Origin of the sequence: Paraburkholderia fungorum (assembly GCF_046027215.1) — a bacterium.
Classification (GTDB): domain Bacteria; phylum Pseudomonadota; class Gammaproteobacteria; order Burkholderiales; family Burkholderiaceae; genus Paraburkholderia; species Paraburkholderia fungorum_D.
This window is the reverse complement of the sequence record NZ_JAQQEN010000001.1, coordinates 2,238,879-2,260,241: the sequence shown is the minus strand read 5'-3', so window position 1 is coordinate 2,260,241 and position 21,363 is coordinate 2,238,879. Positions and strand designations below refer to the sequence as shown.

The following is a 21,363-nucleotide window of genomic DNA, read 5'->3' as shown; positions in this document are numbered from 1 at the left end:
CTTACGAGCCGACTGCTGAAAGAAGGCTCGACGCCGCCAGCTTCAGCAATCCGCCGAATTGCTGACGTAGAATCTACATCACCCCAACATAGGCCATGCCGAAGAAGGAACGTTGGTCTGCCACAATCGGATAGTGACTTATGAGGCGAAGCCGGCACCCGAACATCCGACCGACGACGCGTGTGAGCGGCGGCTTGTGGCCGAGGGCGTGTGGAAACGGCTTGCTGATCGCTTGAGGACAGCTAGCTAACCGGTATCGATGCGAAGGTACTGCAGGGCTTGTTTCACGTCGACGTGGCCGTCCGGGCAATCATCAGTTGCCCGTCAGTCTGTGCCCTCAGGCCCTCGCGCTGATCCGCGAGCGCTACGCCGATTTCGGGCCGACGCTGGCCTGCGAGAAGCTGCACGAATGCCATGGAGTCACGCTGTCGAAGGAAACCGTGCGGCATCTGATGACCGATGCCGGGCTGTGGATTCCGCGCCGGCAGCGGCACGCGTGCGTGCCATGGCCCAGATTATTGCTTGCGACATCCACCCTACCGACAATTTTCGTGTTCTGGCCTACCCACGTGACAGGCTAGCCCAGAGCGGCACGTCCAATGAATCAACCTGACGCCGAGTGATCTACCGACGACAGCGAGCTTTAAAGAATCGCTTGATTCCGTGAGTATCCGCGCAACAGGCATGCATAGAGCAGACGTCATCACAGGACGAACAGACCGATCATCGGGGAAGAGGTTCCGGTTCCTTCAGGTCTCATCTCCGTCGAATCCTTGTACATACGAGCTCTAATCGTGCCGGTCGTGCGGGACGCGATTCGCGTGTAGCTAGTGCTCAATCTGTCGGGCAATCAAACTCGGCAGATCACTAATTGTTATCGAAAGATCAGATTGAATTAATGGACATGATCAATGGTGGATGCTTTGATTATGAATATCGCACAGGTGCACGACTACCTGTAAGCGCCTGAGGCAGCGCCCTCACCCCAACCATATTGGAGAGACATATGTCTGAAGCGTTAGACGCAAAAGCGTCGACGACCGAAGTTGTCCCGGCAAGCAGCGCCACTGTTTCCCGTACGGGTGCGACAGCAATTGTCGAAGCCATGCACGCAGCAAATATCGAAGTCGTTTTTGGCTACAGCGGCGGTGGAACCGGTAATCTGATCCACGAAATCGCCACCACGGGCATGCGTAACATGAACGCCCGGACTGAGATTGCAGGTGCGCGGATGTCGTACGGCTATAACCGCATCAAGGGCCGTGCAGCGTTGGCATTCTCCACGCCAGCCCCGTTGCACTCGCCGCCAAGACAGACGGCACACCGTTGGCTCTGACCTATATCAGCCTGGATAGCGCGCTATTGTTGACAAGGGCCTCTTTGAGGCCACTTTCCTAAACGAAAAATAGAGGTTGGAGCCGGCGGTCAGGTAGAGTTCCGAAAGCCGCGGAACGATATCGCTCAAAGCATAGTCGCGGGAGACCAAGCCGCCGTGATTATGACGCTATGGTCTCTGCATTGCGGGACGAAAAGACCAAAAAGAACGGAACTGGGCTGGGTCTATACCTCACGGCTGGTGGCATTACATGGGTGACGCATGCCAGCCCTTGCACACCTCGTACCTGTCCCAGGGCGACCCTGCCCAGGTAGTCAAGCGGCCGCGCTCCGAAAAGATGATGCTTGCTGCGGACGGCGTTCACAGCGGCTATGAAGACGAGATGATCGGGTATGGCTACCAGCAGGGGAAATTGGCCAATCTCATCGCAGCTGAGATCACTCGTCAGAATACAGTCGCGACAGAGCGGATTCAACCTATTCAATCCGGGTTTGATGCTTCAAAGCGGGTGATCGAACTTATCGGTGCTACACAAAGCGAGATCGCACCTCGAGAAATCGTGGACAAGTGGATCGAGCTCAAGGGGCAGTCCCGACCTGACAAGTCGGCTGCAATGTGGGAAACCTTCGGGACGCGGACGGTTTCGTGCATGGCACGAGGCACACGCTACCTGGCTGCGATGTGGCAAGCAGCATGGACACAAGGCGGTGGCGATCAGCTAACGAAGGCGAGCGTCGCGAAGGCGAAACTGAAGGTTGATGAGAACATCATCATGGCGCTATACAATGATGCGAATGTCGTTAGATCCATTGCTCTTAACAAGTATCCGGACGATCCGAGCGTCGATTGGTCTAGCCTTTGACCTACGCCGATGGCGCGAGTCGCCGAGAAGCGAACTTTGCGGCGAGGCTGTCACGAATCGCCGCCATCGACTGTTCAGCCTCCGCACTGGGCGGCCGCCGTCGCGGGTCTCGGCTATGACCGAGCCCGGCCGAATGCTCCCTTGTTGAAAGACCCTCACCGATTGCATTTGCCCGGCCACGCACTTCGAGAATATCGATGTCGCTCTGGCCATTATGTCGAGTCCGGCAATCCTGCCACCAGGTCCAGCAGGCCCAATCGTAGGAAGTAGCCAGAACACGCTCCTGCCCGATTCGAGCTTTTTTTTGGGCTTACGTGTGCATGTGTTCGGCCACTCCATCAACTACGGCCAGCTCCAAGGCTTCGTTCGCCTGCGCGGACTCCCATACCGAGCGAGCGGCTTCCCTGTCCCCTCCTTACAACTTAAAGAGCATTACGGCTTTCAGGTGTGCCATCCGTCGGAAGCAACGGTGGTGAGCCAAGTGACCCCTTAAATTGTCCAATCCGCGCGCCGCATGCCCGGCGGAGGCAGTTCAAATCGCTGTCACACAGATGGCGCGCCGTGACCCAACCGGATTCGGATTGCTGAAGCGCCTGCGGGTCCGATATCGATTTGAGAGCCGCTTCATATAGCTCAGCTAGCTCAGTATCCATGGCAGCAAGTCCAGGATCGCCGCAAATGACGATCTCATCTTCATGTGCCGCGTTGCTGCAATCGAAGCTCGTCGCATAGATAGTTTTTGAGCTCGCGGTTGAAATCGGCAGTGACGCACCATCCGGCGCAATGTCGGCCTGACTGGTTGATGCAGCAGCATCGCTCGCAGCGCCAGGTATAGGAGGTCTAGCTGACGCCGCCGTCGCTCCTAGGGGAATCGATTCAGCGTCGACTTCAGAGGCTGGTTGCTGCCCTGCCTGGACGTTTGCCTCCGCGGCGCTCGCCCCTAACGGTTCGGACGCAGCAATCGGCGGTTCAGAAGCACTCCCACCGGAACGCGCAGTCGCCCAGATTATTCCAACCACAATCAGAATTGCTACCAGTACGACCGGGCCGCAGCCGGACGATGAGCGCGGCGGAGGCTGTACGACTTCAATATCTCTGCTGCCGCACCCCGGGCATCGTAACGAGAGGTGTTTCCCTCGCGGAAACCAGGTGTAAGCGCATCTATTGCATTGGTTTTGTGGACGCAGACTCATAGATTGTTGACAACTATTCGGTTTCTTTTCTTTTCGGGGATGAACGCCGTGAAACATGCTGCCTTAAGCCAGGCTGCCTGATGGCCCCCGGACCCGGAAATCCATCTAGTTCGCTGACGTTTAGCGCAGGCTAGTGATGCGCGAAGGTGCTGCCGCCGCTTTCACCGTCCGGGGCACTAGCTGCACCGATGCGGATGGCGTTCGGAGTATCTCGAACTTCAGCCGCGACAAGCGGCGCATTCGCCGTGGACTCCGCCGTCGACGCGGGGACAGTAACGGTTTGCGGCTTTCCGGCAGGTGCATCCGTGATGCCTTGTGCCAGCAATGCCCGTTCATCTTCGGCTTTTGCAGAGTCTGTCAATTGTGCAGATGACGGCGTGTCGCTGCCCGATTGAATCGAACCGCTGTTTGAAGGTGTGATTGAAGCATCATTTCTGCGGTCGGGGTGACCTCCCATAACCAGCATTAAAAACAACGCCCCCAGGGTGCCGACGATTCCGAGACCTGCGAGCTTTGTCTTCCCGCTTCCGCATTTAGGGCAGCGACTCGACAGATTGCTTCCGCGTGGATACCACGTCTTTCCACAACTCGCGCATCTGTTCAGCGGTCGCTTTGTATTGCGCGCAGTCGCAACCATCACCCCCCGGCAGTATTCTTCAATTTCCTTGTTGTTTACGGGAGATATTAGAAAATCTTTAATGAAATCGCTAATACCGTAGCGCATGACAAAGCCGCGTACCGGCTCTGATCGCGCTACGGCTGTGGTAACGTTCTAGCCTGATTCTCGACCTCTCTATTGGCATCGAAGCGGTGCGGGCCAAGGAGGCCGCCTTGGCGCAACTCACCGAAGTGTCGGACGAACTCAATACGGTTGACTTTGCTGCATCCGCAGCGTTACGAGAAGCAATTGCTACATGCGATGCCTCTACCCCCACAAATCGGTTGGTCGCGTTGGCGGACGAGGGCCGCGCACTGTTCGTCATCGAACTGCAGAGCAAAGCTGCTCAGTCCCGACGGGATGTCGTTCTGCAGGGGCTGGCCAAGCTCGGTTATGAAGTCCACGAAGGCATGACGACGGCTTGGGCGAAAGATGGGCGCGTTGTCCTCCGAAAGCCCTCGTTACCCGGCTATGGCGTCGAAGTGGGCGGACAAGCCGAATTGAGCCGGTTGCAGGTTCGTGCAGTCGCGCTCAGTGAGGACCGGGATGCGAGTCGGGATAAAGACGTCGAGACACTCTGGTGTGGGGAATTCGCGCGTCTTCAGCAAATCGTCGCTGAGAACGGCAATAACCTGCTTATCGAACGTGCATTGGCGGTTGGCCAGGTGCCACTCAAGGTGATTGCAGGCGACCATCAGACGAGTGACGCCTTGACTGTAAAGCGCACAGCAGGCTGATCTCACTGAGCCAGTGAAAAATGTCTGCCGCAGGGACGTTTGCATGAGACATGTGGGCCCGGCTGATGCAGCGTTGAGAGCGCATGCGGGCGCATTGGAAGTCAGAAGAAGTCGCCGAAAATTTCGCACCGTTATGTCGCAAAACCGGCACCGAGCTGGGGAGTTTCAAGCATCGGCTAAAGAATATAATTTAAGTGGCCGATAGCAGCGGCACAGCCTTCTCCTGGCGAACGCGCCGTCGTTCTTCAGGCCGGTCTTCGTCCTGCCATTGCCCGGCGCGAGCACCGGCAGCGGGGTGTCGTCGAGGCGACAGGCCGGACCACTTCACACGGAGGATGGCTTCATGCTTAAGAACATTGCAACCGGGCTGCTCGACGTTGTCCATGACGAACAGGGCGATCCCCACGGATGGCCGGTCGTGCTGCTACACGGTTTCCCCTACGACATCCACGCGTACGACGAAGTGTCGCCGCGCCTGACGTCACAAGGTGCCCGCGTCATCACACCCTATCTCCGGGGATATGGGCCAACGCGTTTCCTCGCACCAGCAACCCCTCGTTCGGGTCAGCAGGCGGCGCTTGGGGCCGACCTGTTAGCGCTGCTCGACGCGCTTCAGATTGAGCGGGCCGTGCTCGGTGGCTATGACTGGGGCGGCCGGGCAGCATGCATCGTGGCGGCGCTGTACCCGTCACGAGCGCGGGGGCTCGTCTCGGTTAACGGCTATAACATCCAGAACATAGCCACCGCCATGCGGCCGGCCAGCCCCGAAAAAGAACATCGGCTCTGGTACCAATATTATCTCCATGGTGAGCGCGGCCGGGCTGGGCTGACCGAAAACCGGCGCGCGTTCTGCCGGCTCTTATGGTCGTTATGGTCGCCCACCTGGCGCTTTGACGACGCCACCTACGCGCGCTCGGCAGAGGCGTTTGACAATCCGGATTTCGTCGACGTGGTAGTCCATTCCTACCGGCATCGTTTTGGACTGGTCGAGGGCGATCCTCAGTTCGACGATATGGAGCGGCGCCTCGCCGCCATGCCGTCGATCACCGTGCCGACGATCACACTCGAGGGGGACGCGGACGGCGTCTCGCCACTGTCGGGAACAAAGACAGACGCAAAGCACTTCACTGGACGCCATGAGAACCGCATCGTGCCGAATGCAGGCCACAATCTTCCGCAGGAGGCACCACAAGCGTTCGCCAGCGCGATTCTTGACATCAACGCCTGGGCCGATTGATGCTCCGGCATGACGCGATTGGAATCGGCTCGCTCGCTGTTCCTGGTGCGTGAGCCGCGCGCGATCGAGTCACGCGCTAAAAAAGCGATTCTCGGGTCACGCCAGTGTAGTCCCGCTGCGTCACGTCTGCTTGCGGTGCAGACACCCGTGGGTTAATCGACCTTCTGCTTCTGCATACAACCGCTCCCCTAGCCGCCCTCTACCTGATCCGCGGCCGTGCTCAGGGTGTGTCCGCCAGCATCGACTGACGGCAGCCTGCAGCGGCACACCGGCACGCGTATTGGGCTCGGACGTACTCATCCAGTGGATCGTCAGTGGCCAGCAGGTATTCAATAAAGAGTTCTTCACCCGCCTCGATTGGCCGGAGCGCGTGGATGAAGATGCGACCGGCGTCTTCGATGGTCTCGCAGTTCGGTGCGCATGCGTGGTTCAGCCAACGCGCGCTGTTGCCGCCGCGACTGCCGTCGATCACGCGGCCATCCGACAGGCCAAAAAGAAACGTGTGCCCGGCGACTCCTTCACGTCGATGCCGACGCACGGCCTCCCGCCAGCTCGTCAATTCACCCCTGTACTCGAGCACGCGCTCACCCGCTGTAAGCGGTCGCATCGCGAACACGCCCTTTCCGTGAACTGATGATTGCCGGACGATCACGCGTCGCATACTGTTCCTTCGACTCAGATATACGCCAGTATAGAAGCGACAAATTTCCGCTACCACTGCTTCGTCATGTGCGAATCGGGGCTGGGTTCAGAGGAACGGAGTCCTTCTCGGCCGATTGGCGGGCGCGAAGGTGCAGATGCACTGCATCGGCTCGGACGCACCGAAGTTGCCTGTGCTCTACATAAAAACACTCTGCGGGACGCTTCAGGAAGGTGCTGCAAGGAGCGCTCCGAGCCACGCGCGCAGCGCCGATATCTCCTCTGCGCACACTGCGTGCGGCATCGGATACGCACTCCAGTCGACCTTGCAACCTCGCGCGATCGCAAAGTTGCGCGCGGCCTCGCCTAACTGGATCGGCAACACGTCGTCGTATATGCCGTGCGCGGCAAAGATCGGCGTGCTACGGTTCGCGGCGCTCAAGCGGCTGACAATATAGCCCGGCGACGGGACATAACCTGACATCACGATCAAGCCCGCAAGTGCCTCAGGGTGCGTCAGTCCTGCTGAATAGGTCATTGCCGCGCCTTGCGAAAAACCCGCCAGAAAGATGTTCGAAGTCGGAATGCCGCGCCGGTTCTGCGCTTCGATCAATTGCCGCACAACTGCACAAGACAATTCGATACCGGCTTCGTCGACTTGCTGATTAATGCTCTGAAACGACCGGATGTCATACCAGGCACGCATCACGTAGCCGTTGTTTGCGGTAACGGCAATCTCCGGCGCATTGGGAAAAACGAAGCGCACAGCGGGCGCATCGGTGAAACGCAGCTCGGGCACGAGCGACACGAAGTCGTTGGCGTCTGCGCCGAGACCGTGCATCAGGATGACGGCGAACCCGGGATTCGGCGCAGTTTCAATTTCGATGGTTGGTGATGGCTCGGACATGTATCGCAACTCCTCGGTTTCAGGAAACGTTCAGATAATCGGGATCAATACGAGCAATATACCGCCGAGGTGCTGGCGTCGTCCGGGCTGTCGCACCACCTGAAAAGCGCCGCCGCGCCGCAGCCTCAGGCACGCAAAGCGTTTTACGCATCGGAGTACATTGGTATACACTTGTACTCGAAACAACGCCTGACAACGGCGCCTGGCCAGACGTGGAGAAGCGTCGCGACAACGCCTGGCGCGGCGTCAATCGAAGCGGCATCAGCACTGGTGGAGGATTGAGGCTCATGACCAACCTTGCGCGGGATTTCGCTGAACTCATCCTCGGCTGGCCCGCGGACGATCCTGCATTGATCGAGCGCTGCCAGTTGCTGCTGATGGACGGCGTCGCAGTAGCCGCAGCCGGCGCGCCGGAGCCGGGGCCCACGCATATGGCCCAGTTGTCGCAAGAGGAATTCCCATGTGCCGGCGCGGCCACCGTCATTGGCCACGGGTTTAGCGCGCCGCCCATCATCGCCGCGCGCATCAACGGTATGTCGATGCACGTGCTCGACTACGAGCCGATGTGGAATCCGCCAAATCACGCCGTATCGCCGCTGCTGCCCGCGTTGCTGGCACTTGCCGAACAACGCGAACAGGCCTCGGGCGAGCCGCAGGGCGCGGCGCTGTTACGCGCGTTCGCGAAGGGTATCGAAGCGCAGGGACGTCTGCGGCTGTCGTCCGCGCAGCTCGAGGCGGCGCAGCTGAGCCTGCATCCGCCGGGTATCGTGGGCCCGTTGGCGACAGCGCTCGCGTGCGCCGATCTGCTCGAACTCGATCCATCATCGGCTGCGGCGGCACTCTGCATCGCCGCGTCGCGCAGCAGCGGACTGCTGGCTAATATCGGCTCGCAGACCAAAGCGCTGCATTGCGGCGATGCTGCCGCACACGGTCTCGAAGCCGCGCTGCTCGCGCGGCGCGGCTTCACTGCGAATCCCGACGCGCTCAGCGGACCGCGCGGCTGGGGTCACGCCTACTTCGGCGAACGCTTCACCAGCGCTCCTCTGCTGGCTCCGCTCGGCGCTGGCCGTGCGTTGGTGCCGGGTCCTTCGTGGAAGCTGTTCCCGTCGCAATTCGCCACCCACTTCGGTATCGCAGCCGCGCTCGACGCCCGCGCGCAAATCGCGACTTCCGCCCCTTTCAGCTTTCACGACGTCACGCGGATCGAACTGCATACGCCGGCCATGCCGTACATCGACCGACCCCATCCGGAGACCGGACTCGACGGCAAGTTCTCCTGGCAATACACGGCGACGATTGCCCTGCTGGACGGCAAAGTCGAGCCGGCCTCGTTCACCGACCGCCGCCGTTTCGCCGGCGACGTGGAAGCGCTGCTCGATCGCTTCACCCTGTCTGCCGACCCGGGCATTTCCGGCGCGTTCGACAAGATGGTCGTCGGGATCGCCGTGCATCTGAAAGACGGCCGCACCGTCACTGCAAGCTGCGACGCGCCGCCCGGAAGCTGGAACCGGCCGGTGGGCGCTGAAGCGGTAACGCAAAAGGCGCGCGACCTGTTGGAAAGCGCGCTCGGTCGCGAACGCGCGGATAACACGCTGAAGTCGGTCATGCAGCCACCGCGGCAGCTGAGCGTATGCGCGCTCATGGCGTGTCTGCGCTGAACGCCGTCCCCGCCGATTTATACTTACCGTACCGCCTGCCATGCGGCAATCCGTACGGCAAGCCATCCGGACACAACGATATCGAAGGTTAGACCTGTGAGTGAAAAGTCCAGTGCCACGATCGGCGACGCCGAACTAACGACGGATTTCGGGCAAGGCTCGCTTGCGCAATACGTGTATGCGCAGTTGCGTCAGGAGATTCGCGACCGTCAACTCGCGTCCGGAGACCGGCTGCGCGAAACGGATATCGCCGAGCGCCTCGCCGTCAGCCGCACGCCGGTGCGTGAAGCGCTGAAACGGCTTGAAAGCGAGGGGGTTGTGCGCTTCGCGCCGCCGCGCGGTTTCGTCGTCGTGCAACTGTCGCCGAAACAGGTGATGGAGCTCTACGCGATGCGCAAAGTGCTGGTCGGCGCGGCCGCCCGCTTCGCGGCGGAGCAGGCATCGCCCATCGAGATCCTGTCAATGCAGCAGGTCATCGCGCAACTCGAGCGCCTGAAGGTTCCCGACGAGGTCGCCTCGGTCAATCGCCGACTGCATGAAATCATCGTAGCGGCGGCGCACAACGAGTATTTATACAAGACTTCGAATGTGCTGATCGATGCGCTAGGTCTGCTTGGCTCGACCACCTATTCGGTGCCCGGGAGAATCAGGAGCGGGTTAAAAGAGAACAAGGAAATCGTCGCGTGCATCGCGCGGCACGATGCCGATGGTGCGGAGCGTGCTGCGCACCAACACGTGGCCGCGGCAACGGAACTCCGTTTGCAGATGCTATTTGGCGCTGAAATGGACACGAGCAGTGCGCGCCCAGGCGGCGGTGCCTGAAGGTGTCAAAGGTACTAAAGGTGCTGACGTAAGCCCGGCGCTGCCTGCTGGGCTTGCTCAGGCTTGCTCAGGCTTGCTCAGGCTTGCTCAGGCTTGCTCAGGCTTGCTCAGGCGCCACGTAATAGACGCGTCAGCGATCGCACCTTGCGCCGACCGGGCGCGAGCAGCACGTCGAGCAGCGCATCCACTCTGTCCTGCGACAGACGCAGCCCAGCGGTACCGCGGAACTTGGCGGCAATCGCATTTTCGTCCAGCGCGCGGGCGCCGCTGCCGAGATTGACAGGCACATGCTGGGTCCGCTCGGTGCCATCGTTCAGCCGAACCGTCACCAACCCCGAAAAATACTTCGGAAACTCCGTATCCGGATCGACGATGCAACGCACCTTGCTCGCCAGTTGAAGAATCTGAGGATCAGCGAGACTGCCAGTTTCGAGTTCTGCGAGACCAAAGCGGCCGCGCAACAGGCACGTCGCGACAACGAACTGCGTGCTGAATTTCGCTTCATAGTCGTTGCGGGGCACGATCTTCGAAGCGGCCGGTTCGGCGACGATCGGCATGGTCGGCGCCGGCAACATGCAGATCACTTCGTCGATGCCGACGGCGTTCGGCAAGCCAGCTTGCAGCAACAGCGCGGCCTCCGCGCAGCCGTGAATGAAGTGGCACACGGGGTACGGTTTGATTGCCGTACCGAGCATGGCCCAACGTTCGCCCAGACCCGCGCTGATCGAAGCGGCATCGACCTCGGCCACGTGCTGCTGCAAGTGCGAATCGAACAGGCCGAAACGGCCTTCATAGGGCCGCGACGGTCCGGCAAAACCATTCTGCGCAAGATGCGCTGCGGTGATGCCCGCGAGCGCGCCCCAGCCGGGATGCATGCGTTTGGTCCACGCGCCCTCCTCGAGAAACACCTGCACGCCCGCTGCGGTGCTCGCCGCAATGCCTTGCGCGGCGACTAGTTGTGCGGCGTCGAGACCCATTAGCTTGCCGGCGACAATCGTCGAACTGAAGTGGGACACAATGCCGGTCGCGTGAAAGCCCGCGTGATGAAATCCGCCTTTCACGGCCGCGCCGATCCGGATTGCCGTCTCCATCCCGGCCACGTATGCAGCGAGCAATTCGTCCCATTCCGCATCGACGGCTTCCCCAATCGCGAGTGCCGCCGGCAGGCAGGCAACCGTCGGATGCACGATGCTGAGCGGATGCGTGTCGTCGAAATCCAACCCATGAATCAGGAAGCCATTCGCGAGCGCCGCATCGCGTGGCGCGAGCGTCTGCGAACTGCCGATCACTGTCGCATCGCCACGCGAGCCGGCCGCTTCGAACCCACGCAGCGCTGGCGCGGCGAACGGAAAGTGATGGGACGCGAACGCGAGACCGATCGCATCGGTGATGTGATGCGTCGCCTTGCGCCGAAGTTCAGCGGGCAATGCGGATGGCTGGAGTGCGCAGGCGAATTCCGCCAATGCGCGCGCAATCCCCATTTCGTTCTGGGCGCGAGAGTCGGCCGTCGTCATAGGTTCAACGTCCTGGTCTGAAGTCGAAGTGGGCGTCATCAACGGTCGCCTGGCCGGAGAATGGGTGTATCGAGCGGGTTATCGGGCGTTTGCGCGAGCACGGGGTTGATCGATTCGAGCCGGCGCCCTGTCGTTCTCGCGCCGAACAGCACGGTGATGACAGCCGTCGCGAGCCACGCGCCTGCGATGTACACGAACACCCACACGTAGCCGAAGTTCACGAAGATCGCCGCGACGATGAACGAGTTGCCGACGTTCGCGAGCCGCCCCATCCCGTATGCGAAGCCGGCGCCTGTGTTGCGGATATCGGTCGGATACTGTTCCGGCGTGTACGCATAGCAGAGGGCCGCGAAGGTCTGGATCAACATGCCGACCAGAAACCCGAACGACACGATCAGCACAGGCTGGAAGCTCAATCCGTACAACAGCCCGAACACGGCGATCAGCGCGGCTGCCGCGGCGATGCTGAACTTGCGTTCGAAACGGTCCGCGAGAAACACGGCGATCAGCGCGCCGGGCACCGCGCCGATGTTGATCAGCGTGATGTAGGTGAGGCTGTGAACGATCGTGATGCCGTGTTGCACGAGGAGGGTCGGCACCCACGCCTGGAAGCCGTAAAAGCCGAGTGTCTGGAAGATCCAGATCGCCCACAGCGTCATCGTGCGGCCGATGTACTGGCCTTTGAACATCGAGGTCCAGTGCGCGCGCACTTCAACCGGCCGGTTAATCGTGACCGCTTCGGGCAACGGCCCGGTCGTCAGCTCGACCTCCGCTTCGATCAGCTTCAGCGTGCGGTCCGCTTCTTCCATGCGGCCCTGGCGCGCGAGCCAACGCGGCGATTCCGGGAAATGCTTCGTGAACAGCAGGAAAACGATCCCGAGCGCGCCCCATACGAAAATCCAGCGCCATCCGTTCGGCCCGGACGGCACGACCAGCCGGGCGACCCAACTCGTGATCGGAATGCCCATCAGCGCAATGACCATCGCCCAGCCCTGCCAGGTGCCGCGGGTTTTCGCTGGGAAGAGTTCGGCAATGTACGCCATCACAACCGCCGTCGCCGACGAAATGCCGACGCCCGTCAGCACGCGCGTGATCATCAGCATCGGGATGTCCGGTGCAAGCGCATTGGCGAGCGAGAACACCGAGTAGGCGATCACGTAGTAGATCAGCGCGCGCTTGCGGCCGATCTTGTCGGACAGCATGCCGCCCAGCGTCGCGCCGAGAAACATGCCGAAGAAGCCCGCCGACGTCAGCATCGCAATACTCGACATCGTGAGCCCCCACTCCTTGACGAGCGCCGGCGCGGCGTACGAAAAAGTGAAGATATCGCTGATGTCGAAAAAGAACGGCAGGCTGACGAGAAGCAGCAGACGCCGGTGAAAACGCGACACCGGCAAGCGGTCGATCCGCGCGGCAATCAGTTCGTCATTCACGGGACACCCCCCGCGCCGCGGCCCATTCGCGACCACTACGAAGTGCGCCTGCTACATCAAACGCAAAGGAAGCGTTCAGCATATCTGTCTCCATCCGTAGTTTTAGTGTCGCCTGCGGTCCTGCCTGGTGCAATACAGACCTTACGCCCCAGCCATCACGGTACCCACGACGTCTCCACGAGGGTATTGCCCGGCGCCGCCGCGATCTTCAGGTCGCGCCCGGGTTCAGCGCCGCCAGGCAAGGTGCGCCTCGTCATCAGCCGCGCGAGCTGGCTGATGTCCGTGACCGCTTCCAGCGATTCGAGTCTCTCGTAAAGCGAGAGCGCTTCCGACGAGCCGATCGCCCGCTTGCTGCAATCGGAAAACTTCTCCCACAGTTCTTCATCTGACATCGGGTGATCGCCGCCGCGACCGATCAGATCGTCGATGCGGCGTGACAGCACACGGCCATCGCGCATCGTCACCGTCACTTCCGCGCCGAACTGGTGCGGAGAATCCTCCGGCATCCCGGGATGCGGGTCTGTGCGCGTGATCGCAAGCAGACGCCGGATGCGCGGATCGCGATGTGCGTCCCCCTCGAAATGCTCGAGGCGCACGACACCGTCCAGCAACGCTCGCGCCACCGCGTACTGCACGCTGAATTTCGCGTTGAGCGAGGTCTGCGGTTCGGGATTGTCCGTATGCGGCAGACGACGGGGATGCGACTGGATATGAATCGCTTCGATGTCGTCAGCCTTGACGTTGTCTTCCCGAACCAGCGTCAGCGCCATCGCGATCGCGGGATGCGTGCTGCCGCAGCAGGGAAACTGCTTGAGGCCCAGCGTCGAACTTTCGATTTCGAGCGGCGCGCACCAGTTGTCGAAAATCCGCTCGGCGTCGTAAGTTCCTGGACCGTTGAACGCGTTAAAGAAGCCCTGCTTGTGCTCGAGCGCCGCGGCATTCGCGCTGAACCCGCGTTGCGCGAGCAGCACGGCGAGCAAGCCGTCGCGGCAGCAATGCCCGACATGCAAAGGCTTGACCATCGTGCCAAAGTTCGCCTTCAACCCTGCCGCCAGCGACGCCGCGATCGCCAGCGCGGTGGCGGTTCTGTCCACGTCGAGTTTGAGCAGATGGCTGGCTGCGGCCGCTGCGCCAAACACGCCAAGCGTCGAAGTCGGATGCCATCCCTTGTCGTAATGATGGAAATTGACCGCGCGGGCGACGCGGATTTCTGTCTCGATGCCGATCACGTAGGCCGCAATGACCGCGTCGCCTCGCAGCTGCCGCTCCTCGGCGAGTGCGAGCAACGGCGCGATGAGTGGCACGGACTGGTGGCCGCCCATCGGCTGACTGAAGTCATCGTAGTCGAGCGCGTGCGAGGCGGTGCCGTTCACGAGCGCCGCGTCGAGCGCGGACGTCTTGCGGGCGGTGCCGAATACCGAGCACTTGCCCGGTGCTTCGGCAACGCCTGGCGTATCCAGCAAAATGCGCACGCACAACTCGGCCGAACCGGCGAGCGTGACGCCGATCGTGTCGATGAATGCCGTACGTGCCGCCACCAGCGCACGCGGCGTGACGTCCCTCGTGCCGAACGCGTGGATCCTGCGCGCCAGACGCAGCGTGACCGGCATGTCGCATTCGTCGGTACTGTCGGGAATTTCAGAGGCTGTGCGTGATGTCATGGTCATCTCATTCGCCTGATCTTTTGCTGCGGATTGGCCGATCTTGCACTAAATGCGCGCTGACGTGCGTCCCGCAATCCGTCCGAAGGTCGCCCCCGAGACGAGGCCGGTGCCGGCCGGGTAGTTGTCGTAGAAGAGGCCGCCGACCATCTCGCCGCAGGCCGTGAGGCCGGGAATCGGACGCCAGTCAGTGCCGATCACGCGGGCCTCTTCGTCGACTTTGACGCCGCCGAATGTGAACGTGATGCCGCCCGTCGCCGTGTATGCATAGAACGGCGGCGCGTCGAGCTTCAATGCCCAGTTTGTCTTGTCTGGGCTGAGTCCTTGCGTGCTCAACCCGTCCTTGCCCGTGGGATCGAAGCCGTCCGCAGCATCATGAGCCGCGGCGTTGTATTCCTGAAGTGTCTTCAGCGCGCGCGGCTTGTCGTCGATATCGAGTTGCTCGACTAACGCTTCGAGCGTGTCGGCCTGCAACGGATCGCTGGTGGAGTAACGTGGCTCGAGCAGATGGACCGTCTTCGAATCGAACAGCTGATAAGCCTTCGCGCCGGGCTCGGCGAGAATCGCACGGCCGTATTTGGCGTAGGTGAACATCGCGCCGTCCTCGCCTTCGTCGACGAAACGGTTGCCCTTGCGGTTGATCATCACGCCGTACAGGTAGCTCAGCCGGTTGCTGCGATCCGTCAATTCCCGCGGCGCGAAATTACCCCAGTCGGCGCTGATCGGGGTTGCGTGGCAACCGCTCCATTGTCCCCATGGCATGGCGCCGATCGCCATCGCCATCCGCAGGCCATCGCCCTGATTGTGAGGCGTGCCGCGCACTTTCGCGCCGCCGACTAGCGGACCGATATGCTGCGTGCGCATCTGCACATTCGCCTCGAAGCCACCGCAACCGAGCACGACGGCGCGACTGCTCAAGTCGCGCATGCCTTCGTCGTCACGGATGCGCACGCCGCAGACGCGCCCTGTTTCGTCCTGCAGCAAGGCCGTCACCGCCGTGCCGTAGCGCACCTCGATGCCCATCCGCTCGGCCGCCGCAAACCAGCCGCGCGACAAGCCGACGCCCTCATGTTCCGCGCGCACCACCAGCCCGCGCGCCCAGATGATCTGATTGCCCTTGCGCACGCCGGTCAGGCTGACGGCCGGCTCCATCTTGATCTGGCCAGTTTCGTGCATCCAGAACACGGTGTCTTTCGAATTGTCCACGAGCACGTGCGACAGCACCGGATCCGTCTGACCACTCGTCACGCGCATCAGGTCGCCATGAAAGTCGTCCCGGGTGTAAGGCTGAATGCCCGCATAGAAATCGTCGAATTCCTTCTCGACGCCGGGCAATAGCGGCCCGATTTCGCGTGGATCGTCGAACGCGAAGCGCAATACGCCGCCGCTCCAGTGCGTATTGCCGCCGCGCATGGCGCGTGGTGCTTTTTCCAGAACCACGACGCGTGCAGCGCCGTTTTCGCGTGCGGACACTGCCGCCGCCAGCGCAGCATTGCCCGCCCCTACTACGATCACGTCATAGCCTGCCATTGTGAAACTCCTGTCGTCGACATCCTGCAGAGCAAATGGGCGCACAAGCCGTTCACATCGGCGCGGGAAGAACGTCCGCGGCTCCCGGGCGGGAAATCCAGTCGCGGCATGGATCTTCCCTCAATGTTCGATTTCAGGATACTTCTGTATACACAAGTACTCTAATAAGTACATTCCCTGATAGGGTTGGGAAAGGATTGCACCGGCGTCACACCGACGCCGTAACACATAGCAAGCCGGGCCGCGTTCAGTTGCCTCGCCTCGTTGCTCACGCCCGCGTACGGCAAGCTGCTCGCCCACCTCGGGCGCGTGCAGGACCTCTACATTCGAGTTCCTCTTCCCGTTCAAACCCGGATGCACTCCACATTCATGTAGTAGCGGCCCGCAAGCTCGCTACCTATGATCAAGTCGAGGTCGAGCATTGGCGCAAATCCGGCTCTCTTGTCAACGCCGCCGCGCCTGCTTCGTATGAGGATGCGCGAAAACGTGCAGGCCACCCCATGTTTCGCGAAAAGCGGCAAACGCCCGCTTCCTTTAGCTTTTTCTATTCGCGGCGTCATTCGTACACGCACCGGGAGGTCTCGATGGACTGGAATCCTGTCTACAAGTGGCAGAGCATGCATTTCCAGTCTGCCGTCCACGATAAGCATGCAGAGCGTCACGTGCCCGATAGGAACGCTGTGCCCCACTGCCCGTCGCTGTTCGACATGACGCTCGTTCTCACCGTTGGCTTTTCGCTTTTTGAACTCGCGGTCGAGCTGCTTCGCATCGAGAGCCTGAACGATGCAATGGCTTTCGTTGCGGCTACCGCGATGTGGACCACGCTTGCCTGCAGCGCAGAGATTTTTATCCGCAGCTTCCTTCTTCAATTCTATGTTCTCTTCGGGGCCGGATCCATTGCAAGCGTCCTTATGCTGGTCTCGCATATCACGCTTACACCGTTGGGTATGTGTCTTTACACGATCGACACTCTAGGCAAGTGCGCCGTTGTCATGCTGGCATTTCTGATTCGGTCAAGCCGTTGCATAGAATGCTTTGACCAGAAAATAGATATGCGTTGAACGGTGGCTCCGGCAAACCAGCAACGTTTGTCGATCGCAGTTCAGGCGACTCGAATCACCGCTATAGCGCTACACCAGAGTTCCAGCTTTATGTAATAGCCACCCTGTGTCGCGCTGACTACTATCAAAGCGTAGTGAGTAGCGCTGATGGTGGCGCCGCGGTCAGAGGAGTGCAAGATGGGTTCCGGCGAGAAGTGCTTGCGAACGCTGGTCGGCAAGTGGTTTGGACCTCCCGCGGTGGTGACAATACACGTGATGGAGTTCAGTCGAACACGAACGGATGGAAGGCGCTACGTGCGCATCGGGGCGGCGCGTGCGGACGGAAGTTTGACCATCGTTTTCTTCCGGCACGATGACGGTTCGTGGAATGTGTTCCCGGCAAAGGCGAACCGGCCAACGATGCTCGCCTACGCGCTTGCGGCGTGAGCGATCGGTCGATGGTCGCGCGATCCGCGAAGAACGCGACGACTCCGAAATCGTCCCGGCCGAGCCGCCAGGCATAGACATGGGCAAAGTCCTCGCCGTCCAGACGTCGCCGCCATCTTCCAGATGCGCAATCGCTCGTCGCGTTTTGCCCCTGTATGGTGCTGGTTCCCGGCCCGCATATCCTCAACGGCGCGATAGATCTTGCGCGCACACGGATTACGCTGGACGTCGCACGCCTCCCCTTCGCCGCAGTCGGCTTCTCTGCGGTCGTCTCAATGATGCCGGGCTTCTTCCTGTTCCGTGCCGCAAGCACGCTGCTTGAGCCGGTCGCCTTCGGACCGCGCGCGTCGGCCGACCTTGTCCCGGCCGTCGTGGCGAACAGCGCCACGGCGTTCCTGATCCTCCTGGCCATGACCGTTGGACTGATCCTGCCGCGCATGCTGTTTGAACGGTTTGCGACGGCGCGCTCGGCCCCTTGACTGACTTTCAGGCGAACCGTGCCCGACGCAGACCGTACGCGTGGAAACCTGAGCGGCACATCGCGCAGACGACGATAGTCGAAGCTCAGCAACCCGTCGACTGGACCTGGCTCGACGACGGCTCTGACAGCAGCCGGTCTTCTGCAAAAGAGGCCTACATTTGCGGCGCGTCACTAACCTGGGTCACATCCTCAACCTCGAGATCCAACAGCGCCGAACTCATGGATTTGCCGTGCGCATCGAGCGCGAGCGAGCGTGTTACTCCTCCGCCCAGTGCATTGCCAAGCACGAAGTTGAACGCGGCAAGACGCGGCAACTCATAGCGGACCACATCCCCGAGCACGACATCGCCTAAAAACATCTTGACGCGCTCAGCAGTCAACGCGGCGCGCAAATGATCGTAGTTCCGCGCGTCATGACAGATGACCGATATGTTCAGCGTATTGCCCTTATCGCCCGTGCGCGAATGCGCGATTTCGCGTAGTTTCATGTCACGCCTCCACAAATGAAAATGCCGGCTTCGCGTGCTCGCGCGGCAACAGTATCGACTGCACCGCAAGCACCTCGCGCGTCGACTTCGTCACCCCGCCACCGCCCGCCGGGCCGTTCGTATATAGCGTCTCGACCTCGTTGCCGATCAGCACGGCCTGTGCCGCCGTCGCAGTGCGCCCCGCCACGCGTGCGCGCACCTCGTACGGTTCCGCGGCACGCGTCCCCGCCGTTTCGCCGTGCAATGCGTTCACACCGATCAGGTCGAAGCGCAACTCGCTTGTCTGCACGCCTGTCAGCGCCAGCCGTTCGCGAACGATATCGAGTGCGAGCCGGGCACGCGCGACCGCACCCGGGCCGCCATACGAGATCTGCCCTTCGCCGATGAATCCGTCGACGTACGCAACCGATACCTTCAGCGTGCCGGTGCGTGGCGTGCCGCATCCGCCTGTGACACGGACCCGGTCAGGCGCTTCTTCAGCGACGCATACCTGCGAGAAGTCAGCGACGACATCGGGTTGCAAATAGCGCTGCGGGTCATGGATTTCGTACAGCAGCTGTTCCTTGCATGTCGCTTCCGTCACGCGTCCGCCCGCGTGCGGCACCTTGGTAACGACAACCGAACCGTCGGCCCCGACTTCGCCAATCGGAAAGCCGAGTCGCGCGAGATCAGGAATGTCCTTGAAGCCTGGATCGGCGAAGTAACCACCCGTCACCTGCCCCGCGCATTCCAGCAGATGCCCGACGACGGTCGCCTGTCCCAGCGTGTTCCAGTCATCCATGCTCCAGCCGAAAGCATGGATCAGCGGAGCCGCGAAAAGCGATGGATCGGCGACGCGGCCTGTCAACACGATCTGCGCGCCCGCCGCGAGCGCATCGACGATGGCGGACGCCCCCAGATAAGCGTTCGCCGACACGATGCGGTCCTTGTACGATGCCACGCGGTCGCCCGATTCTTCGAAACGGAAGTCGCCCTGCAGCACGACATCGAGTACATCATCGCCCGTGACCGCCGCTATCCTGACGTCCTCCAGACCGAGCGCGCGCGCGATTTGCGCGGTCTTTTGCGCGGCCGCGAGCGGATTGGCCGCGCCCATGTTCGAGATAATCCGCACGCCGTGACGGATCGCCGCCGGCAGCACCGCGTTTATCCGCGCTGCGAGCAACGGGTCGTAGCCCAGTTGCGGATCCTTGCGTCGCGCCTGCTGCGCGATGGCAATCGTCCGTTCAGCGAGGCATTCGAAGACGAGAAAGTCGAGCGCGCCATGTTCCGCGAGTTCGACAGCGGGTTCGATGCGATCGCCGGAATAACCGGCGCCCGCGCCGATCCGCACACGGCGATTGTCTTGAGTGGCAGTCATGCTGACCTCATCCGTTCAGTGAATCTCACAAGGAGAAAATGCCGAGCGCGACGCACGCGATCGTCATGACGATCGACGCGCCGAACAGCAGTGGAAACGTGAATTTCTGATGATCGGCCAGATCGATGCCGCACAGGCCGACCACCAGGAACGTAGCGGGCGTGAGCGGGCTGACGGGAAAGCCGGTCGTCATCTGGCCAAGCAACGCTGCCTGCCCCACGTGCACCGCAGGCACGCCGAGTTGCCCGGCCACTTCGGCGATCACCGGCAACACGCCAAAGTAGAACGAGTCCGGATCGAACAGCATGCTGAGCGGCATCGACAACAGGCCGAGTGCGACCGGAATGTGACCGGCCATCGCCGGCGGCACAAAGCCGACGGCCGCCTGCGCCATCGCCTTCAGCATGCCGCTGCCTTGCAGCACGCCGGTGAACACGCCCGCAGCGAGCAGAATGCCGGCCATCATCAATGCCGCACGTGCATGCGCGTCGATACGCTTGCGCTGCATGTCGACGTTCGGATAGTTGACCATTAGCGCAATGCACAGGCCGACCATGAACATGATGGCCGGCGGCACCTTCTCGCCCATCACGACCATCGTTCCGAGCACGACTACGGTCAGCACGATGTTGAACCAGAAATTCTTCGGCCGCCGCAACGCCTGCTCGTCGGGCGTCAGTTCGCGTTTGGGCATCGGCACATGGCCGTCCATACCCGTGAGGCCGAGGCGCTTTTCCTCGCGCCGGCCAAGCCAGTACGCGACGCTGAAGACAAACACGAAACCGATTGCCTGCACCGGAATCAGCGGATTGAAGAGCGCTGAGATCGGCAGATGAAGCGACGCAGACGCGCGGATCATCGGCCCGGTCCAGGGTAGAAAATTAATGCCGGCGGCCATCGACACAGCAGCCGCCAGCACGCGTCGATCCATTTTCAGGCGGTCGTACAGCGGCAGCATCGCCGGAATCGTGACAAGAAAGCACACGGCGCCCGAGCCGTCCAGGTGAATCAGCAACGCAAGCAGTGTCGTGCCCATCACGATTCGCGTGGGCCGCGTGCCGACCGCGCGCAGGATGCGGTCGATGATCGGGTCGAGCGTGCCGGCATCCGTAATCGTGCCGAAGTAGAGAATCGCAAACACGAACATGCCGACGACTGGCGCCAGGCTTTTGAGTCCGTCGATCACGAACTTGCTCGTCTGAAAGCCGAATCCGCCGATCAGCGACGCTGCAATCGGCACGATGATGAGCGCCACCAGCGGCGACATCCGTTTTGACAGGATCGCGCCCAGCAGCACGGCGATGGTCGCCAGCCCCAGTAATGGCAGCATGTGCTTGTCTCCAATGTTGTCTTTTGATGG

The 21,363-nt window shown here is 61.3% G+C and carries 19 protein-coding genes and 1 pseudogene; 10 read left to right on the top strand and 10 right to left on the bottom strand.

Translation table 11 applies throughout. The annotated features are described in order from the left end of the window. Positions 1 to 239: 239 nt before the first annotated feature. The 3 genes and pseudogenes from PQR27_RS09995 to PQR27_RS09985 all read left to right on the top strand — a co-directional run. Positions 240 to 515 (top strand): annotated as a pseudogene (locus PQR27_RS09995) (helix-turn-helix domain-containing protein); the annotation flags it as partial. Between the two features lie 491 nt (positions 516 to 1,006). Further along, positions 1,007 to 1,336 carry a thiamine pyrophosphate-binding protein gene (locus PQR27_RS09990; RefSeq protein WP_408523499.1) on the top strand — a complete coding sequence of 110 codons (330 nt, stop codon included), beginning with the start codon at positions 1,007 to 1,009 and terminating at the stop codon, positions 1,334 to 1,336. A 250-nt stretch (positions 1,337 to 1,586) separates the two neighbouring features. Further along, complete coding sequence (locus PQR27_RS09985; RefSeq protein WP_408523498.1) at positions 1,587 to 2,198, top strand: hypothetical protein; 612 nt, start codon at positions 1,587 to 1,589, stop codon at positions 2,196 to 2,198. Between the two features lie 1,323 nt (positions 2,199 to 3,521). Here the strand turns inward: PQR27_RS09985 and PQR27_RS09980 are convergent. Continuing rightward, positions 3,522 to 4,115, bottom strand: a complete 594-nt coding sequence (locus tag PQR27_RS09980) for a hypothetical protein (protein WP_408523497.1) — start codon at positions 4,113 to 4,115, stop codon at positions 3,522 to 3,524. A gap of 107 nt (positions 4,116 to 4,222) precedes the next feature. Here PQR27_RS09980 and PQR27_RS09975 point away from each other — a divergent pair, with 107 nt between their 5' ends. Next, positions 4,223 to 4,786 (top strand): hypothetical protein, encoded by a 564-nt coding sequence (locus PQR27_RS09975; protein WP_408523496.1) that lies wholly within the window; start codon positions 4,223 to 4,225, stop codon positions 4,784 to 4,786. A gap of 343 nt (positions 4,787 to 5,129) precedes the next feature. Beyond that, positions 5,130 to 6,023: an alpha/beta fold hydrolase gene (locus PQR27_RS09970; RefSeq protein ID WP_408523495.1), complete on the top strand. Its 894-nt coding sequence runs from the start codon at positions 5,130 to 5,132 to the stop codon at positions 6,021 to 6,023. 220 nt (positions 6,024 to 6,243) lie between these two features. On the opposite strand, the gene PQR27_RS09965 is transcribed toward PQR27_RS09970, so the two are convergent. Both PQR27_RS09965 and PQR27_RS09960 read right to left on the bottom strand, forming a co-directional pair. After that, positions 6,244 to 6,684: an SET domain-containing protein gene (locus PQR27_RS09965; RefSeq protein WP_408523494.1), complete on the bottom strand. Its 441-nt coding sequence runs from the start codon at positions 6,682 to 6,684 to the stop codon at positions 6,244 to 6,246. A gap of 204 nt (positions 6,685 to 6,888) precedes the next feature. Continuing rightward, a complete protein-coding gene (locus PQR27_RS09960) occupies positions 6,889 to 7,569 on the bottom strand; it encodes an alpha/beta hydrolase (protein WP_408523493.1) in 681 nt (226 codons plus the stop codon). Between the two features lie 287 nt (positions 7,570 to 7,856). Here PQR27_RS09960 and PQR27_RS09955 point away from each other — a divergent pair, with 287 nt between their 5' ends. Both PQR27_RS09955 and PQR27_RS09950 read left to right on the top strand, forming a co-directional pair. After that, positions 7,857 to 9,227, top strand: coding sequence for an MmgE/PrpD family protein (locus PQR27_RS09955; RefSeq protein ID WP_408523492.1), 1,371 nt, complete (start codon positions 7,857 to 7,859; stop codon positions 9,225 to 9,227). Positions 9,228 to 9,323: 96 nt separating this feature from the next. Beyond that, positions 9,324 to 10,049, top strand: a complete 726-nt coding sequence (locus PQR27_RS09950) for a GntR family transcriptional regulator (RefSeq protein ID WP_408523491.1) — start codon at positions 9,324 to 9,326, stop codon at positions 10,047 to 10,049. A 107-nt stretch (positions 10,050 to 10,156) separates the two neighbouring features. On the opposite strand, the gene PQR27_RS09945 is transcribed toward PQR27_RS09950, so the two are convergent. From PQR27_RS09945 to tcuA, 4 genes are all read right to left on the bottom strand, one after another. Beyond that, complete coding sequence (locus PQR27_RS09945; RefSeq protein WP_408523490.1) at positions 10,157 to 11,563, bottom strand: MmgE/PrpD family protein; 1,407 nt, start codon at positions 11,561 to 11,563, stop codon at positions 10,157 to 10,159. A gap of 38 nt (positions 11,564 to 11,601) precedes the next feature. Continuing rightward, a complete protein-coding gene (locus tag PQR27_RS09940) occupies positions 11,602 to 12,996 on the bottom strand; it encodes an MFS transporter (protein WP_408523489.1) in 1,395 nt (464 codons plus the stop codon). A 155-nt stretch (positions 12,997 to 13,151) separates the two neighbouring features. Continuing rightward, positions 13,152 to 14,657 carry an MmgE/PrpD family protein gene (locus PQR27_RS09935; RefSeq protein WP_408523488.1) on the bottom strand — a complete coding sequence of 502 codons (1,506 nt, stop codon included), beginning with the start codon at positions 14,655 to 14,657 and terminating at the stop codon, positions 13,152 to 13,154. 48 nt (positions 14,658 to 14,705) lie between these two features. Next, the gene (gene tcuA / locus PQR27_RS09930) at positions 14,706 to 16,187 is read right to left on the bottom strand and encodes an FAD-dependent tricarballylate dehydrogenase TcuA (protein WP_408523487.1); all 1,482 of its coding nucleotides are present in this window, start codon (positions 16,185 to 16,187) and stop codon (positions 14,706 to 14,708) included. 584 nt (positions 16,188 to 16,771) lie between these two features. On the opposite strand from tcuA, the gene PQR27_RS09925 reads away from it, so the two are divergent. The 3 genes from PQR27_RS09925 to PQR27_RS09915 all read left to right on the top strand — a co-directional run bounded on the left by PQR27_RS09925 (position 16,772) and on the right by PQR27_RS09915 (position 18,153). Further along, positions 16,772 to 17,248: a hypothetical protein gene (locus PQR27_RS09925; RefSeq protein ID WP_408523486.1), complete on the top strand. Its 477-nt coding sequence runs from the start codon at positions 16,772 to 16,774 to the stop codon at positions 17,246 to 17,248. Positions 17,249 to 17,425: 177 nt separating this feature from the next. Beyond that, on the top strand, positions 17,426 to 17,674 hold the full coding sequence (locus PQR27_RS09920; protein ID WP_408523485.1) for a hypothetical protein: 249 nt from the start codon (positions 17,426 to 17,428) through the stop codon (positions 17,672 to 17,674). A 155-nt stretch (positions 17,675 to 17,829) separates the two neighbouring features. Continuing rightward, on the top strand, positions 17,830 to 18,153 hold the full coding sequence (locus PQR27_RS09915) for a hypothetical protein (RefSeq protein WP_408523484.1): 324 nt from the start codon (positions 17,830 to 17,832) through the stop codon (positions 18,151 to 18,153). Positions 18,154 to 18,307: 154 nt separating this feature from the next. On the opposite strand, the gene PQR27_RS09910 is transcribed toward PQR27_RS09915, so the two are convergent. The 3 genes from PQR27_RS09910 to PQR27_RS09900 are packed head-to-tail and all read right to left on the bottom strand — an operon-like array spanning position 18,308 to position 21,333. Next, complete coding sequence (locus tag PQR27_RS09910) at positions 18,308 to 18,643, bottom strand: AtuA-related protein (RefSeq protein WP_408523483.1); 336 nt, start codon at positions 18,641 to 18,643, stop codon at positions 18,308 to 18,310. A gap of 1 nt (position 18,644) precedes the next feature. Further along, complete coding sequence (locus tag PQR27_RS09905; protein WP_408523482.1) at positions 18,645 to 20,003, bottom strand: acyclic terpene utilization AtuA family protein; 1,359 nt, start codon at positions 20,001 to 20,003, stop codon at positions 18,645 to 18,647. A 25-nt stretch (positions 20,004 to 20,028) separates the two neighbouring features. Further along, complete coding sequence (locus tag PQR27_RS09900) at positions 20,029 to 21,333, bottom strand: CitMHS family transporter (RefSeq protein WP_408523481.1); 1,305 nt, start codon at positions 21,331 to 21,333, stop codon at positions 20,029 to 20,031. Positions 21,334 to 21,363: the final 30 nt, after the last annotated feature.

Bases quoted from the DNA above. Each gene is read 5' to 3' on its own strand.
- PQR27_RS09990 (WP_408523499.1), top strand. From the start codon at position 1,007: ATGTCTGAAGCGTTAGACGCAAAAGCGTCGACGACCGAAGTTGTCCCG.
- PQR27_RS09985 (WP_408523498.1), top strand. From the start codon at position 1,587: ATGGGTGACGCATGCCAGCCCTTGCACACCTCGTACCTGTCCCAGGGC.
- PQR27_RS09980 (WP_408523497.1), bottom strand. From the start codon at position 4,115: ATGCGCTACGGTATTAGCGATTTCATTAAAGATTTTCTAATATCTCCC.
- PQR27_RS09970 (WP_408523495.1), top strand. From the start codon at position 5,130: ATGCTTAAGAACATTGCAACCGGGCTGCTCGACGTTGTCCATGACGAA.
- PQR27_RS09965 (WP_408523494.1), bottom strand. From the start codon at position 6,684: ATGCGACGCGTGATCGTCCGGCAATCATCAGTTCACGGAAAGGGCGTG.
- PQR27_RS09960 (WP_408523493.1), bottom strand. From the start codon at position 7,569: ATGTCCGAGCCATCACCAACCATCGAAATTGAAACTGCGCCGAATCCC.
- PQR27_RS09955 (WP_408523492.1), top strand. From the start codon at position 7,857: ATGACCAACCTTGCGCGGGATTTCGCTGAACTCATCCTCGGCTGGCCC.
- PQR27_RS09945 (WP_408523490.1), bottom strand. From the start codon at position 11,563: ATGACGACGGCCGACTCTCGCGCCCAGAACGAAATGGGGATTGCGCGC.
- PQR27_RS09935 (WP_408523488.1), bottom strand. From the start codon at position 14,657: ATGACATCACGCACAGCCTCTGAAATTCCCGACAGTACCGACGAATGC.
- tcuA (WP_408523487.1), bottom strand. From the start codon at position 16,187: ATGGCAGGCTATGACGTGATCGTAGTAGGGGCGGGCAATGCTGCGCTG.
- PQR27_RS09925 (WP_408523486.1), top strand. From the start codon at position 16,772: ATGGACTGGAATCCTGTCTACAAGTGGCAGAGCATGCATTTCCAGTCT.
- PQR27_RS09920 (WP_408523485.1), top strand. From the start codon at position 17,426: ATGGGTTCCGGCGAGAAGTGCTTGCGAACGCTGGTCGGCAAGTGGTTT.
- PQR27_RS09915 (WP_408523484.1), top strand. From the start codon at position 17,830: ATGGTGCTGGTTCCCGGCCCGCATATCCTCAACGGCGCGATAGATCTT.
- PQR27_RS09910 (WP_408523483.1), bottom strand. From the start codon at position 18,643: ATGAAACTACGCGAAATCGCGCATTCGCGCACGGGCGATAAGGGCAAT.
- PQR27_RS09905 (WP_408523482.1), bottom strand. From the start codon at position 20,003: ATGACTGCCACTCAAGACAATCGCCGTGTGCGGATCGGCGCGGGCGCC.
- PQR27_RS09900 (WP_408523481.1), bottom strand. From the start codon at position 21,333: ATGCTGCCATTACTGGGGCTGGCGACCATCGCCGTGCTGCTGGGCGCG.